Genomic DNA, 16,034 nt, shown 5'->3' on the forward strand with positions numbered 1-16,034 from the left:
TATTTTTAATTTTTTATTAAAGATTCTTTTATTTTTAATTCACTTAACATATCACTTAAGCGTTCTATTTTTGAAGTATTTACCGCTATTCTTCCAGAACGAATAAATTGCAATACTTTAATATTTTCACTCAATTCTTGAAACAAAGCTTGCGTATCGGTGTAATGCCCTGTTTTTTGAATGACAACACAAATCTCGTTAATTTCAAGTATCTGAGCATTATATTTTCTAATTAAATTTTCCACCGAACCAATTTTTAAAAATTCAGGAGTGGGTAATTTATACAAAGCAATTTCCTGATGAATTAATTCATCGTCGGTATTATAGTAAGATTTCAACACATCCACGCATTTGTCGATTTGTTTTACTACTTTTTCAATCATTTCTTTATCACAAAGTACCGTAATGGTAAATTTATGTATGCCTTCAATAGCTGACGGCGATACCGATAAAGTTTCAATATTTAAAAATCTTCTGGTAAAAACACTGGTGACTTGACCTAAAAGCCCTACAGTGTTTTCAGAAAATATAGTTACAGTATATAACGTTTTATTTTTCATGGTTATTTCTACTTTTTAGCATATAAAACAGCAAAGTCATAATATTTATAAAGACAATCAACATGTTTAAAGCCCGCCTCTTTCAGCCATTTTAATTGGGCAAGTATGGGACTTCTTTTGTCTAATTTAATTCTTTCATACGAAGCATTAATTTCATCAGCGGTAAGTCCGCTGTTTTCAATTTGATATCTCCAACGAGTATCATAAAATTTTGAAAAATAATCATCTTCACCGCAAACTTGCTCTGCATTTATAAATGTTCCCTCTTCTTTAAGATAAGAATAAATGGAATTATATAGTTTAATTTTATCCGAGTCTTCCAAGTGATGAATAGCCAATGAGGACACGATGGCATCAAATGGTTGTGTCGATGTATAAGTGGTAAAATCTTGTCGAATTATATGGATAGAAGTATTAGTTTCAAACCTATTTTTAGCAACTTCTAACATTTTTTCTGACAGATCAACCAAAGTAATTTGAGCATTTGGATATTTTTGAAGAACAAATTCGGATAATAATCCGGTACCGGCCCCTAAATCTAAAATTTTAGGAGAAGATGATGAAAGGTTTATATTTTCAACCGCTATTTTATAAAAATCTTGAAAACAGGGAATTAATTTTCTTCGCTGTTTATCGTATTGTTGGGCGACAGAGTTAAATTGAGTTTCAATAGTTTCCATAACATAGATTTATATTTGGTTAGTTTCTCCTAATAAAATGTTAGTAACACACGAACCGGCCGGAATCATCGGATATACCATACCCTGAATTTCAACCTGAACATCTAACAAGTAAGATCCCTTATGATTAATCATTTCTTCAATTGCCTGATCCAACTCTTCTCTTTTGCTTATGGTTTTAGATTTAATATTGTAGGCCTTTGCAATAGCTTCAAAATTCGGGTTTTTCATAAGAGTTTCAGAATATCTTTTATCAAAAAACAATTCTTGCCATTGACGCACCATACCTAGAAAATGGTTGTTTAATATGATAATTTTTACATCAATGTCATATTGCATGATCGTTCCCAATTCTTGAATCGTCATTTGAATTCCGCCATCGCCCACAAATAAACAAACGGTTCGATCAGGAGCACCAATTTTTGCACCAATGGCAGCCGGCAAACCAAATCCCATAGTACCAAGTCCTCCGGAAGTAATAACACTTCGGCTTTGTTTATATTTAAAATACCGAACGCCCATCATTTGGTTTTGTCCAACATCGGTAACTAAAATACCTTCATGATGGGTAGCTTCAGATACTTTTCTTACGACTTCTCCCATTTTTAAGCTCCCGGATTCAGGATACAATTCTTTTTCAATTACAGCATCGTATTCTTTCTCGTAATATTCTTTAAAACTGTCTAACCATTCGGTGTGTTTATTTTCATTTACTAATTGGGTTACCTCAGCTAAAGTTGCTTTAGCATCACCTAAAACTTTTACATGAGTTTTTACGTTTTTATCAATTTCGGAAGGATCAATATCAAAATGAATAATTTTTGCCTGTTTAGCATACGTTTTTAAATCACCGGTTACCCGATCATCAAATCGCATACCTATAGCTATTAAAACATCACATTCATTAGTTTTCACATTTGGGGCTACATTACCATGCATACCTAAAAGTCCCACATTTAAAGGGTGGTCAGTAGGAATGGCTGATAAACCTAACATCGTGGATGCGGCGGGAATATCAGCTTTTTCCAAAAACTTTTTAAGTTCTTCTTCCGCTCCGCTTAAGATAACTCCTTGACCGATTAACGCCAACGGTTTTTTAGCTTCATTGATAAGTTTGGCTGCTTCACGGATTTCTTCCGGTTTTAAATCCGGAATGGGTTGATAACTTCTTATAAAATTGATTTTTGCAGGGGCATATTCGATTTGTCCTTGCAAAGCATCTTTGGTTATGTCTAAAACTACCGGACCTTTACGACCATTACCGGCTATATAAAAAGCTCTGGCTACAGCCCAAGGAATATCTTCTGCGTTTCGTATCTGATACGTCCATTTGCTGATCGGCTTGGTTATTCCTACCACATCAGCTTCTTGAAAAGCATCACTTCCCAGTAAACCGGAAAACACTTGTCCCGAAATTACTACCAGGGGAGTACTGTCAATCATGGCATCTGCTATCCCGGTTACTGTGTTAGTGGCACCCGGACCGGAAGTTACCAAAACGATTCCGGGTTTGCCTTTTGCACGGGCATAGCCTTGCGCAGCATGCGCCGCAGCCTGTTCATGACGTACAAGAATATGATTGATTTTATCTTTATAATCGTATAAAGCATCGAATACCGGCATAATAGCGCCTCCCGGATATCCGAATATGGTATCTACCCCTTCTTTAAGTAAGGATTGTATTAAAGCCTCACTTCCTGAAATATTAGTATTCATAGTCTTTATTCTTATTGTTTAGTCATTTATTATATTATTCTTACTGCCCCTAAATCAGCAGAGCTAACCATACTAGCATAAGCTTTTAAAGCTTTCGAAATTTTTCGATCTCTTTGCGGTTTAAATGCATTTGATCCTTTGGAAATTTCTTGTTCTCTTCGAAATTTCAATTCTTCATCGGATATTTTAACATTAATGGTTCGATTAGGAATATCGATTTCAATGATGTCTCCATCTTCAACCAAACCAATGGCTCCTCCGGCTGCAGCTTCGGGAGAAACGTGCCCTATAGATAAACCGGAAGTTCCTCCCGAAAATCTACCATCTGTAATTAAGGCGCATTCTTTTCCTAAGTGCTTAGATTTTATGTATGAAGTAGGATAGAGCATTTCTTGCATGCCGGGTCCTCCTTTAGGTCCTTCATAAGTAATAATTACTACATCACCCGATTGAACTTTTCCCGATAAAATACCCTCACAAGCGGCATCTTGAGATTGAAATACTTTAGCAGTTCCTGTAAACTTAAATATACTTTCGTCTACACCTGCGGTTTTAACTACACAGCCGTTTAGGGCAATATTTCCTTTTAATATTGCTAAACCACCATCCTTAGTATAGGCATGATTCCAATCTCGAATACATCCTTCAGAACGATCGGTATCCAGAGTAGAATAGGTTGATTTTTGTGATCCCATTACTAAGTTAAATTTATTCCCCGGTGCCGATCGGTATAAATCCAATGCTTCTTGAGTAGGGTTTGGTTTAGTAATATCGTATATATCTATTGCTTCTTTTAAAGTATAACCATCGATACGGTGGGTAGATGTATCTATTAAATCAGCTTTAGCCAATTCTCCTAAAATACCCATAATTCCTCCCGCTCTATTTACGTCTTGTATATGATATTTTGTTGTATTAGGAGCAACTTTACAAAGACATGGCGTTTTTCTTGATAATGCATCGATATCATCCATTGTGAAATCTACTTCAGCTTCATTGGCAATAGCTAATAAATGAAGGATAGTGTTTGTAGAACCTCCCATTGCTATATCTAGCGCCATTGAATTTAAAAAAGCTTGTTTCGTTGCAATATTTCTGGGTAAAACCGATTCGTCTCCCTCTTGATAATATCTATAAGCGTTTTTAACAATTAGGGCAGCTGCATCCTTAAATAATTTTTTTCTGTTTGCGTGAGTGGCTACTATAGTTCCGTTTCCGGGAAGTGCTAATCCAATTGCTTCGTTTAAACAATTCATGGAATTAGCCGTAAACATACCGGAACATGAACCGCAAGTTGGACAGGCAGATCGTTCAATGGCATTCACTTCTTTATCTGAAACCGTTGAGTCTGCAGATTTAATCATGGCATCGATTAAATCTAAATGTTGATTATTTAATTCTCCGGCTTCCATAGGACCGCCGGAAACAAATATAGTCGGTATGTTGAGGCGCATGGAGGCCATAAGCATACCCGGAGTAATTTTATCACAATTACTTATGCAAATCATGGCATCTGCTTTATGCGCATTTACCATATATTCAACACTATCGGCAATTAAATCCCTGGAAGGAAGAGAATATAGCATTCCATCGTGTCCCATGGCTATACCGTCGTCTATAGCAATGGTATTGAATTCGGCAGCAAAACAGCCTAAAGCTTCTATTTCTGATTTTACAAATTGACCTATTTGATGCAAGTGCACGTGTCCGGGTACAAATTGAGTAAATGAATTGACAATTGCGATTAAAGGCTTCCCCATTTGTTCCTCGCGCATACCGTTAGCTCTCCATAGAGCTCGGGCTCCAGCCATTCTTCGACCATGTGTACTGGTGTGACTTCTTAACTGGTATTTCATTTTTTTAGTTTATTTTATTTTTTATAAAATTTAAGCCCTTTCCTTAATAAGAGAAAGGGCTTATGAATATTTTTAATAACTACAATTGATTTTACGTATATCCCTTTCTCTGATTAATATATATTGACCAGAACGAGAAGAAGTAATAGTATGTAGTTATGTTGATACATTGGTTTTAAGTATAAATTTTATAATAATGGGACAAAATTAAGATTGTTTTTTGTTATGTCCAAATATTATTTGTAAATAAAATAATATTTGATGAAATTAAATTATAATTTAATGTTAAAAACATAAATTAAAGTTTGCTATTTATATTGTATTGATTTATTCAATGGTGATTTTTTTTGTATTTTGGATATACTCTGAAATTTATGAATCTTTTTATAATAATTAATTAAAAAACAAGTAACCTAAATAATATTATTTATCTAATTAGTAAGGTAAACAGTTAATTTATTAATTGAAAAAGACAGTTATTCTTTAAAGTAGAATTTCTTTTGCTTATAATTAGATTTTAAAGTTTTATAAATCAAATAAGAAATAAAAGGACTTCATTATATGAAAGCCCTTTTATTAACTAAACTATGAATTTTTAATATATTCTACAATCCAATTACCAACTTCAGAAGTTGAATAAGCTTTACCATCGAATGCGATATCCTCGGTAACTATTTTTTGTTCCATTGAAGCATCCACCGCTTTTCTGATTAGAGCTCCTTCATCTTTTAAATCAAAAGCATATTCAAACATTAATGCCGCAGAAAGTATGGTAGCTAGTGGATTTGCTATATTTTTTCCGGCAGCTTGCGGGTAGGAACCATGTATGGGTTCAAAAACGGAAGTATGAATACCGATTGAGGCAGAAGGTAACATTCCTAAAGATCCGGTTATAACGGAAGCTTCATCGGTGAGGATATCTCCGAAAAGATTTTCTGTAACTAAAACATCAAAACGCTTAGGCCATTGAATAATTTGCATCGCAGCATTATCAACAAACATATATTCTGTTTCGATATCGGGAAATTCTTTTTCAATCTCTTGAGATACCTGTCTCCATAAACGAGAAGAGCAAAGTACATTTGCTTTATCAACTATAGTCAGTTTTTTATTTCTTTGTCCTGCAAGTTTATAAGCTAGCCTAACAATTCTTTCAATTTCTTCTCTGGTATATACACAAGTGTCGTAAGCGGTATTACCATCTTCACTTCTTCCTTGAGGACGACCAAAATATAAACCTCCGGTTAATTCTCTTACGCACATAAAATCTGCACCATCTACAAGATCAGGACGAAGCGGAGATTTATGTACTAAGGATGGAAAGGTATTAATAGGACGAAGGTTTGCGTATAACCCAAGTTCTTTTCTCATTTTTAATAGACCTTGTTCCGGACGAACTTTAGCAGATGGATTGTTATCATATTTAGGGTCTCCAATAGCTCCAAATAAGACGGCATCTGAATCCATACATAAATCATGGGTTTCCTGCGGATATGGATTTCCGGTTTTGTCTATAGCTATTGCTCCAACTAAAGCTTCTTTATAAGTAAGCTCATGATTAAATTTTGCGCATATAGCTTTAGTTACTTCTAAGGCTTGAGCTATGATTTCAGGGCCTATCCCGTCTCCGGGTAATACGGCTATATTTAATTTCATTTTATATATTCTTTATATTTATATTCTTTATTTGTTATGCATTTTTAAACCTTATACCGGTTTAGGTTTAAAAAATTTTCATCATACCTAAATTTAAAGCGTTAGTACATTTTAGTTTGGAAATAATTTCCGCATCAAAATTATATAAACGATTAAAATTTTTAAATTATATAAGTTAAAAACCTAATTTCCTTAAATAATTACCAATTTTAATGTAGGTTTTCAATTATATTCAGCATTTTTTCAGTCGCTTTTATAGCAGCTTCTGTTTGGTCAGCATCCAGTCCTCTGGTTTTAAATTCGTAATCATTTAACTTCCAAGATATAACCGTTTGTACAAGCGCATCTGTTTGTCCCCCGGGTGGAATAATTACTTTATAGTTAGTAAGGATAGGTTTAGCCTTGTTCAATTTTTCATAAATGAGACTGATAGCTTCAGAGAATGCATCGTATTGTCCATCACCTGAAGCTGTTTGTTCATACATTTTTCCGTCAATTTCCATACGGATGGATGCTGTTGGATGCAAACCTTTACTTAAAACTAAAGCATAAGAAAGAATTTTTACTTTCTTTTCATTTTCATTAGTATTTAAAACATCCGAAATGATGAATGGGAGGTCTTCTTGTGTAATAATTTCTTTTCTATCTCCTAATTCAATAACTCGGTTGGTTACTTTAACCATATCTTTTTCATCCAATTCGATTCCTAAAGCTTCAATATTTTTTTTAATATTAGCTTTTCCGGATAATTTACCCAGGGCATATTCTCGAACTCTACCGAATCGATCCGGGTGTAAATCATTGTAATACAAATTGTTTTTGTTGTCCCCGTCGGCATGTATTCCGGCTGTTTGGGTAAAAACATTTTCTCCGATTACCGGTTGATTGGATGAAATATTTAGTCCTGAGTAGGTTTCTACCACACGACTTACTTTATTTAACATGTATTCTTTTACGGAAGTCTTTATCTTCATCTGATCATGGAGAACAGCAATTACACTGGGTAATGGAGCATTTCCGGCTCTTTCTCCTAATCCGTTCATGGTAACATGAATTCCTTGAATACCGGAATCTACTGCGGCCATTACATTGGCAACAGCCAAATCATAATCATTGTGCGCATGAAAATCAAAGTGAATATTTGGGTAACGATGAACTATTTCCGTACAAAAAAGTTTTGTGTTAAGGGGGTTAAGAATTCCTAAAGTATCAGGAAGCATAAAACGTTGGATAGGAAGTTCTTTCAATTGATCTATCATAAAAAAAACATAGTCTTTTGAATGAATCATACCATTAGACCAATCTTCCAAATATATATTCACCGAAATCCCCATGGATTCAGCAAGTGAAATATCATGCTTAATATCTTTTACATGTTGTTCGGGTGTTTTACGTAATTGTTCTGTTACATGTTTAAGAGAGCCTTTGGTTAATAAATTGATTGTTTTGCACCCGGCTCTTTTTATCCAATCTAAGGACACCCCCTTGTCAACAAATCCCAATATTTCTAACTTATCTAAGTGTCCGGCGTTCTCTGTCCAGGAGGCTATTTTCTTAACAGTTAAAAATTCTCCTTCAGAAACTTTAGCAGAAGCAATTTCCAATCTATTTAATCCCATATCTATGAGTAGACGGGCAACGCTTAGCTTTTCCTGCATGGAAAATGAAACCCCGGAAGTTTGCTCCCCATCGCGGAGAGTGGTATCCATAATTTCTATCATACTGTTGTTTTTATTAATGATACGTGATAGACCCAATGGGACCTTTACTTAGAAAAATGAGATGATAAAATCGTATCTAATTTAATATTGAAAAACACGGTTTTTTTCATATTCTTCAATTTTATCTTTTTTAGATAATAAGTAATCTATATCATCAAGCCCTTGAAGAAGGCACTCTTTTTTATAAGAGTTAATGTCAAAAATTTCCGTTTTTCCCGTCTTGTTATTGGTAATTGTTTGCTTTTCCAGATCAATTGTAATAGTATTGTTAGGATCTGAATGGACATTTTCGAAAAGATCCGATAAAAATTCAGGACTTACTACTACCGGAAGTAAACCATTGTTAAGGGAATTATTTTTAAAAATATCAGCAAAATAGCTGGAAACCACTGCGCGGAAGCCATATCCGGAAACTGCCCAAGCAGCATGTTCTCTACTGGAACCGCTTCCGAAATTCTTTCCTGCAACTAATATGTTCCCGCCGTATGTTGGATTATTTAATACAAAATCCGGTTTTGGATTTCCGGTTTTATCATATCTCCAATCAGCGAATAAATTATCTCCGAAACCTTCTTTATTAGTAGCTTTTAAGAAACGTGCAGGTATGATTTGGTCTGTATCCACATTTTCAATTGGTAGTGGAACATAGGTTGATGTTATTGTTTTAAATTTTTCCATTTTGTTTTTTTAGAGGATTAGTTTAGTTTTCTAGGATCGGTTATTTTTCCGGTTACAGCAGCAGCAGCAGCTACCAAAGGGCTGGCCAAAATTGTTCTGGCTCCGGGACCTTGTCTTCCTTCAAAGTTTCGGTTAGTGGTGGAAACGGCATATTTTCCGGCCGGAACTTTATCATCGTTCATAGCAAGACAAGCAGAACAACCGGGTTGACGAATTTCGAATCCTGCTTCTTCTAATATTTTATATAATCCTTCGTCGATAAGTTGTTGAGCTACACGATGACTTCCGGGAACTAACCAAGCGGTTACATTTTCTGCTTTTTTCTTGCCTTTTACAAAATTTGCAAAAGTTCTAAAATCTTCAATTCTTCCGTTGGTACAACTTCCAATAAATACATAGTCAATGGGTTTTCCTTCCATTTTTTCTCCCGGATTAAAGCCCATATAATCCAATGATTTTTTGAAAGATATTTTACCGGTTTCATCCAATCCGTCTAAAGTAGGTATGGATCCGGTTATAGATACTCCCATACCCGGGTTAGTACCGTAGGTAACCATAGGTTCAATCTTAGTAGCGTCAAAAGTATATTCTTTATCGAATTGGGCTCCTTCGTCGGTTTTCAACGTTTTCCAGTATTCAACTGCTTCCTTCCATTTATCTCCTTTAGGAGCAAAGTCTTTACCTTTAAGATATTCAAATGTAGTTTCATCCGGTGCAATTAATCCGCCTCGTGCACCCATTTCAATACTTAAATTACAAAGAGTCATACGTTGTTCCATATTTAGATTTCGAATAGCTTCTCCTGCATATTCAACAAAATAACCGGTAGCTCCTCCTGTGGTAAGGGTTGATATCATATATAATGCTAAATCTTTAGCCGTTACTCCTTCACTTAGGGCTCCGTTAAAATTTATTCTCATTGTTTTGGGTCTGCTTTGAAGAATACATTGAGTAGCCAAAACCATTTCAACCTCACTGGTTCCGATTCCAAATGCAATAGCTCCGAAGGCACCGTGTGTAGAAGTGTGACTATCTCCACAAACGATGGTCATCCCCGGTTGGGTATAGCCGTTTTCAGGACCAATAATGTGAACTACTCCGTTTCTCTCATTTCCAAGAGCATAAAGGGTAAGACCAAATTCTTCCGCATTTTTAGAAAGAGTATCTAATTGTTTTTTGGATACAGGATCTTTTACCGGTTGATCTTGATTACAAGTGGGTGTATTGTGGTCGGCAGTTAACGTTGTTTGAGAGGGTCTAAAAACTTTTAATCCTCTTTCTCTTAGTCCGTTAAAGGCTTGGGGACTGGTAACTTCATGGCAAAAATGCCTATCTATATATAATTGGGTGGGCCCATCTTGTATAGACGTAACCGTATGAGCATCCCAAATTTTGTCAAAAAGTGTTTTCATGGTATATTCTCTTTTTTAATTGGTTTTGTATATAGTGTTAAACGGTAAATTTATTTATTGCATCAAGATAAGCTTCAACGGAAGCAGTCACAATATCGGTATTTGCTGAAAATCCGTAATAATTTTTACCCTTATATTCAACTTGCATGTGAACTTTTCCTAAGTCGTCACTTCCTTTGTTAATTGCTTGAATTAAAAACTCATGAATAGTCATTTGTTTTTTAAGAATGTCTCTTACGGTGTTAATTGCTGCATCTACAGGTCCGTTTCCGAAAGAAGTCGAAGTGAATTTTTCACCGGCTATATTTAGGGTAACAATTGCAACATTTTTAATACCTTTTCCGGAAGTAACTTGTAAGTAATCGAGCCTTATACGGTTACTTTCATTAGGTTCTTTTCCTACTAATATTAAAAGATCATCATCATTAATATCTTTCTTTTTATCAGCGAGTTCTAAAAATCGTTCGTAGATATTGGCTAATTCGTTCGCTTCTACTTTAATTCCTAGTAAGTTCAGTCTGCTTTTAAGGGCATGACGACCACTACGGGCGGTAAGTACTATAGCATTGTCATCTATTCCAACCTCTTTAGGATCAATGATTTCGTAAGTTGAGAGATTTTTTAATACTCCGTCTTGATGAATTCCGGAAGAATGGGCAAAAGCATTTCTACCTACTATTGCTTTATTAGGTTGAACAGGCATATTCATTAAGCTGGAAACCATTTTGCTTACCGGGTATATTTTCTTTGTATTAATATTTGTGTCAATAGATAATTCTTTATGACTTTTTATAGCCATAACAACTTCTTCAAGTGATGTATTTCCTGCTCTCTCACCAATTCCGTTAATGGTTACCTCTACTTGTCTGGCACCATTGATAACTCCCATAAGTGAGTTGGCTGTTGCCATTCCTAAATCTTGATGGCAATGAGTAGATAAGATGGCATTTTTCATATCTACATGGTCAATTAAGTATTTTATTTTTTCGCCATATTCTGTAGGTAAACAGTATCCAGTGGTATCAGGGATATTGATAACTGTTGCTCCTGCATTTACAACTGCCTGGACCACTTGGGCTAAGTATTCATTGTCAGTTCTTCCCGCATCTTCAGCATAGAACTCAACATCTTCAACGAATTTTTTTGCATATGCAGTTGCGGCAACGGCTCTTTTTATGATTTCTTCTCTGGTAGAGTTAAATTTATATTTAATGTGGAAATCAGAAGTTCCGATTCCTGTATGTATTCTTTTTTTCTTGGCATATTTGAGAGCATCGGCAGCTACTTCTATATCTTTTTCTACAGCACGGGTTAGAGCGCAGATGGTAGGGTTTGTTACAGCTTTGGAAATAGCTTCTACAGAAGTGAAATCTCCCGGACTTGAAATGGGAAAACCGGCTTCTATAACATCCACTCCTAATTCTTCTAATGCTTTAGCAATTTCAATTTTTTCAATTGTATTTAATTGACACCCCGGGACCTGTTCTCCATCCCTTAAAGTAGTGTCGAAAATGAATAATTTATCCATCCTTGGTATCGTTTTCTTTTTGTGATTAAAAAACATTAAAAAGCCTTTCTCCTTAGAGTGAGAAAGGCTTTTTATATTTTGTATAATTTACAACACAAGCATTACTCACCCTGAGCTTGACCCAGAATCAGAACAATGCTAATTATGTTAGTAAACAATGACATTCTTTGTATTAATTATAATTGGGCGCTAAATTATGATAATTTTTTTAATTGCCAAAATAAATTTAATAAAAAATATTTTTACTTTATATTGATTTGTGTAATTTTTTAAGGCATTACTCTTTGGGTTTGTGAAATTATAAATCTGAAATTTATCAAAATGTAATAAAAAACGAGTTCATATCTTATTGTTTTATCCATTATTCAAAACATTATTAAACTAATAATCGTATAATATTTTTAATTAGTTATTTAAATTTAGCGAACAATACAATATATATATATTGTATTTTTACTTTAAATAAATTATATTTATAGTTTTTTTTGTTCATTTATATAATTAATTTAAATATATGAATATGATAAAGAAAATTCTTTTATTAGTATATTTAATTATTTTAATTGAAGTTATACTAAGATTTATAGGCTATTATACAAATGAGTGGTTGATTATTAAAGGGTTTTATATAAATTATGAAGCAGGTTTTATTAGAAGAGGATTATTTGGGAGTATTTTATTTTTTTTAGCTAATAACACACCTATTAATCCATTTAAATTTCAAATTATTTTTGAAATTATATTAATAATTCTTTTAGTATATTTTATAATAAAGGAATTTTACAAAAATAAGTTAGAACCTTATATTTTATTTGGTAGCTTTATGCTTATAAATATTATTGCTCGTAGAATGTTTTTTACATTAGATGTTTTGTTGATTGTTTATTTTCTTTTCCAATTATATGTTATTAGCAAAATAAAAACTTTTAGATTAAAAATTTTGATATGTAATTTGATGTGTATTTTCATGATACTTATTCATGAGGCATACTTTGTTTTTACATTTTTCCCTTTGCTTTATTTGCTTAATATAAGTAGTTTGAAAGCCAAAAATTTGAAAAAAATAGTATTAATTCTACCCTCTTTTATAGTATTTATAATAGTAGGGATATGTTTTAATGGGCGTAATATGGATATAAATATTATTATTAATAGTTGGAAAGAATTTGGAACAGAACATATGAAAACTATAAGTGATATGTATTGGGTATATAAATCAACTGATGAAATAATTATGTGGAAAATTCCAATTTTTAAAAAACATCCAATTTATCTCTTAGGCTTTTTTTTAAATGCATGTTTAATTTTTTTATGTATGTTTATTTATTTGAAAAAAAATTTTCGATTTAAATCAAATAATATATTTTCATTTTTAATATGTCAATATATAGCTATTCTTTTAATAAGCTTGATTGCTATTGATTATGTTAGATGGTTTTGGTTATCCAATATGATAACTATATTTACATTAATTTATGTGAAATCATCTAACAGTTTTTTTACAAGAATAAATTTTGAATTGCCGAATAGGATATATTCTGCTAATAAATATATTATCTTATTTATTGGGTTGCCCTTAGGGGGCAGCTGGTCCCCAACACAGTTTATATATACTATGCCTATAAAATACCTTTTTGATTTTGGAAATAGAATTTTATTGTATTTTAGTTAGGGAGAGTTCGTGATTTATTAAAGAGGGTAGTTCATCTTTATAATGGGTAACATAGATCAAAGCTTTGCTTGAATCGCAAAATTTTCCGATAATTTGCAGAACACGAAATTTATTATTCATATCCAGTCCATGAAGGGGTTCATCAAGAATAACAAGCGAAGGATTTTTAACAAATACACGAGCTAATAAAATTAAACGTTGTTCTCCTGTCGAAATAGAGAGAAAAGAAGAATTTTTAAGTTTTTCAATTCCCAAAATTTCCATCCATTGCAAGGATACTTTTATTTGCTCTTGATCACATTTTCTGTATAAACCAATAGTATCAAAAAATCCTGATCCAACTACTTCCAAGCATGTTACATTTTTTTGATAATATAAATGCATTTCCGGTGATATATATCCTATATGCTTTTTAATATCCCAAATACTTTCTCCTGTTCCTCTTTTTTTATCAAAAAGGAGAATGTCATTGGCATACGCTTGAGGATTATCGGCAGCAATTACACTCAATAAAGTTGATTTTCCGGAGCCATTAGGACCGGATAAAGCCCATTTTTCACCTTTTTTAACTTTCCAAGATATGTTTTTCAAAATGGTTCGGTTGCCATATCGGATATTTATATTATTTAATTGTAAAGCATAGTTATAACTAATTTCCTTTGGTTGATTAGAGGGGTATGGAAGTTTTTTTAATTCATAATTAAAATGAGGAAACAATTCATTTTGCAGTTTTTTATCTTCAAAAAATTCTTGAGAGGTTTTACTTGGGAATAATGTTTTGTTGTTAATGGGTAAAACGTGAGTAATAATTGGAGAAATATCTGCAATGTTTGAGATGAGTACTATCACCTGTAAGTTTTGTAAATATTTAAGGTCGAGTAAAACCTGATCTAAAACTTGTCTGGCTTTAGTATCTAAGCCAATATACGGGTTGTCTAATATGAGAATCTCGGGTTTAGTGGATAAAGATTGAATAATTAAAAATTTTCTAAGTTCTCCGCTGGAGAGGAGATCAATATTTTTTTCGATTAAGTCTTCAATTCCTACTAAGGAAATGAGGTATTCCATCCATTGTAAATCAGTATTCTTGAATAATATATCCTTAACTTTAGACGTTTCATCTTTTAACCCTTTGTTCCACCTTTGTTGGTAGTAGCTGTTTTGAGTCTTGGATAGAGCATGAATATTCTTAAAAGCAACTATTTTTATAAAATCAGAGAGATGATTAAATTTTTTAGTATAACTAATTTTACCTTCTTGTAAAGCATATTTACCTAATAAAATATCAATTAATAATGATTTTCCTGCTCCATTTGGCCCAATGACAGCCCAATGTTGGGCAGGTGTTATTTTCCAATTTATAGGAGTAGAAAATTTAGCAAATTCTTTTTGTGGGATTATGTTATCCAATTCTACCATAGTGTTCATTTTAAAAATACCTTTTTATTTATATTTATAATCTATAAAAAAATAATTATTCCTATCAAATGTAAAATATTGACAGTAAATTTATTCACAAGGGTAGGAAGAATATTTTACAAAACCTTATCTTTGTAACAATATATATAGGAAAATACGAAAAAATGCCTTTTTTAGATAAATATAGATCAATCATTAGAAATGCTATAAATAAACATAAATTAACAAATCCTCCCCATCAACTTTATGACCCCATCAATTATATTTTATCAATAGGCGGAAAACAATTACGTCCTATATTTTTATTAATGTCGTGTGATCTATTTAAAGGAAATATTGAAAGAGCCGTAAAACCTGCTTTAGGGATAGAGTATTTTCACAATTTCTCTTTGATGCATGACGATATTATGGATAAAGCCACTTTGCGCAGAGGCAAAGAAACCGTTCATGTTAAATATGATGAAAATGTTGCAATTCTATCGGGTGATGCGTTGATGGTTAAGTCTTTTCAAATGTTAGAGGACTTAGAGCCTCAATTATTTAAAAAATGTTTTCATTTGTTTTCTCAAACTGCTTTAGAAGTTTGTGAAGGACAGCAGTATGATATGAATTTTGAAAAACAATCGGATGTGTCATATGAAGAATACATTAACATGATTACCGGAAAAACGGCTGTATTATGTGCTTGTGCTTTTCAAATGGGCGCATTATTAGCAGAAGCAGATGAAGAGGACTCAAAAAATATGTATGAATTTGGCAAATCGTTGGGAATTGCTTTTCAATTAATGGATGATTATTTGGATGTATTTGGAAATCAAGAATCCGTAGGAAAAAAACATGCAGGAGATATTGTTGAAAATAAGAAAACGATCTTATACATCTTAGCTCGACAAAAAGCAAATGAAGAACTGAGACAAAAATTAAATGGTTGGTATACTATTAAAGGAGAAAATATAAACAAAGTAAATGAAGTTTTAGCTATTTTTAATGATTTGAATGTAGGGGATTCATGTTTAGAATTAATTAAAACCTATTCAGATCAATCAAAAAACTATTTAGATAAAGTTAAAGCAGATGCTACCAAAAAACAGTCTTTTTATAAACTGATCGATTATTTATTAGTTAGGGAAAGTTAA

The 16,034-nt window shown here is 32.9% G+C and carries 11 protein-coding genes; 1 reads left to right on the forward strand and 10 read right to left on the reverse strand.

Annotated features, from left to right (window positions below; all coding sequences use genetic code 11):
* Nucleotides 1-5: 5 nt before the first annotated feature.
* From ilvN to GFV00_RS07220, 10 genes are all read right to left on the reverse strand, one after another.
* Nucleotides 6-560, reverse strand: a complete 555-nt coding sequence (gene ilvN / locus GFV00_RS07175; RefSeq protein ID WP_105297163.1) for an acetolactate synthase small subunit — start codon at nucleotides 558-560, stop codon at nucleotides 6-8.
* Between the two features lie 8 nt (nucleotides 561-568).
* Entirely contained in the window at nucleotides 569-1,240 is a 672-nt protein-coding gene (locus GFV00_RS07180) for a class I SAM-dependent methyltransferase (protein WP_160557485.1), read from the reverse strand.
* A 9-nt stretch (nucleotides 1,241-1,249) separates the two neighbouring features.
* Entirely contained in the window at nucleotides 1,250-2,956 is a 1,707-nt protein-coding gene (ilvB, locus tag GFV00_RS07185) for a biosynthetic-type acetolactate synthase large subunit (protein ID WP_160557484.1), read from the reverse strand.
* A 29-nt stretch (nucleotides 2,957-2,985) separates the two neighbouring features.
* Nucleotides 2,986-4,812, reverse strand: a complete 1,827-nt coding sequence (ilvD, locus tag GFV00_RS07190) for a dihydroxy-acid dehydratase (RefSeq protein WP_160557483.1) — start codon at nucleotides 4,810-4,812, stop codon at nucleotides 2,986-2,988.
* Nucleotides 4,813-5,397: 585 nt separating this feature from the next.
* Nucleotides 5,398-6,468, reverse strand: coding sequence for a 3-isopropylmalate dehydrogenase (leuB, locus tag GFV00_RS07195; protein ID WP_160557482.1), 1,071 nt, complete (start codon nucleotides 6,466-6,468; stop codon nucleotides 5,398-5,400).
* Between the two features lie 209 nt (nucleotides 6,469-6,677).
* The gene (locus GFV00_RS07200) at nucleotides 6,678-8,189 is read right to left on the reverse strand and encodes an alpha-isopropylmalate synthase regulatory domain-containing protein (protein WP_160557481.1); all 1,512 of its coding nucleotides are present in this window, start codon (nucleotides 8,187-8,189) and stop codon (nucleotides 6,678-6,680) included.
* A gap of 81 nt (nucleotides 8,190-8,270) precedes the next feature.
* Complete coding sequence (leuD, locus tag GFV00_RS07205) at nucleotides 8,271-8,867, reverse strand: 3-isopropylmalate dehydratase small subunit (protein ID WP_160557480.1); 597 nt, start codon at nucleotides 8,865-8,867, stop codon at nucleotides 8,271-8,273.
* A 17-nt stretch (nucleotides 8,868-8,884) separates the two neighbouring features.
* Entirely contained in the window at nucleotides 8,885-10,279 is a 1,395-nt protein-coding gene (gene leuC, locus GFV00_RS07210) for a 3-isopropylmalate dehydratase large subunit (RefSeq protein WP_105297170.1), read from the reverse strand.
* 37 nt (nucleotides 10,280-10,316) lie between these two features.
* On the reverse strand, nucleotides 10,317-11,807 hold the full coding sequence (locus GFV00_RS07215; RefSeq protein ID WP_160557479.1) for a 2-isopropylmalate synthase: 1,491 nt from the start codon (nucleotides 11,805-11,807) through the stop codon (nucleotides 10,317-10,319).
* 1,654 nt (nucleotides 11,808-13,461) lie between these two features.
* On the reverse strand, nucleotides 13,462-14,907 hold the full coding sequence (locus GFV00_RS07220; RefSeq protein ID WP_160557478.1) for an ATP-binding cassette domain-containing protein: 1,446 nt from the start codon (nucleotides 14,905-14,907) through the stop codon (nucleotides 13,462-13,464).
* A gap of 155 nt (nucleotides 14,908-15,062) precedes the next feature.
* Here GFV00_RS07220 and GFV00_RS07225 point away from each other — a divergent pair, with 155 nt between their 5' ends.
* The gene (locus GFV00_RS07225) at nucleotides 15,063-16,034 is read left to right on the forward strand and encodes a polyprenyl synthetase family protein (RefSeq protein ID WP_160557477.1); all 972 of its coding nucleotides are present in this window, start codon (nucleotides 15,063-15,065) and stop codon (nucleotides 16,032-16,034) included.

Origin of the sequence: Apibacter sp. B3935 (genome assembly GCF_009827705.1) — a bacterium.
Lineage (GTDB): Bacteria > Bacteroidota > Bacteroidia > Flavobacteriales > Weeksellaceae > Apibacter.

Excerpts from the sequence above, each read along its gene's own strand:
- leuB (WP_160557482.1), bottom strand. The coding sequence starts at position 6,468 with ATGAAATTAAATATAGCCGTATTACCCGGAGACGGGATAGGCCCTGAA.
- leuC (WP_105297170.1), bottom strand. The coding sequence starts at position 10,279 with ATGAAAACACTTTTTGACAAAATTTGGGATGCTCATACGGTTACGTCT.
- GFV00_RS07200 (WP_160557481.1), bottom strand. The coding sequence starts at position 8,189 with ATGATAGAAATTATGGATACCACTCTCCGCGATGGGGAGCAAACTTCC.
- leuD (WP_160557480.1), bottom strand. The coding sequence starts at position 8,867 with ATGGAAAAATTTAAAACAATAACATCAACCTATGTTCCACTACCAATT.
- GFV00_RS07180 (WP_160557485.1), bottom strand. The coding sequence starts at position 1,240 with ATGGAAACTATTGAAACTCAATTTAACTCTGTCGCCCAACAATACGAT.
- ilvB (WP_160557484.1), bottom strand. The coding sequence starts at position 2,956 with ATGAATACTAATATTTCAGGAAGTGAGGCTTTAATACAATCCTTACTT.
- ilvD (WP_160557483.1), bottom strand. The coding sequence starts at position 4,812 with ATGAAATACCAGTTAAGAAGTCACACCAGTACACATGGTCGAAGAATG.
- GFV00_RS07215 (WP_160557479.1), bottom strand. The coding sequence starts at position 11,807 with ATGGATAAATTATTCATTTTCGACACTACTTTAAGGGATGGAGAACAG.
- GFV00_RS07220 (WP_160557478.1), bottom strand. The coding sequence starts at position 14,907 with ATGAACACTATGGTAGAATTGGATAACATAATCCCACAAAAAGAATTT.
- ilvN (WP_105297163.1), bottom strand. The coding sequence starts at position 560 with ATGAAAAATAAAACGTTATATACTGTAACTATATTTTCTGAAAACACT.
- GFV00_RS07225 (WP_160557477.1), top strand. The coding sequence starts at position 15,063 with ATGCCTTTTTTAGATAAATATAGATCAATCATTAGAAATGCTATAAAT.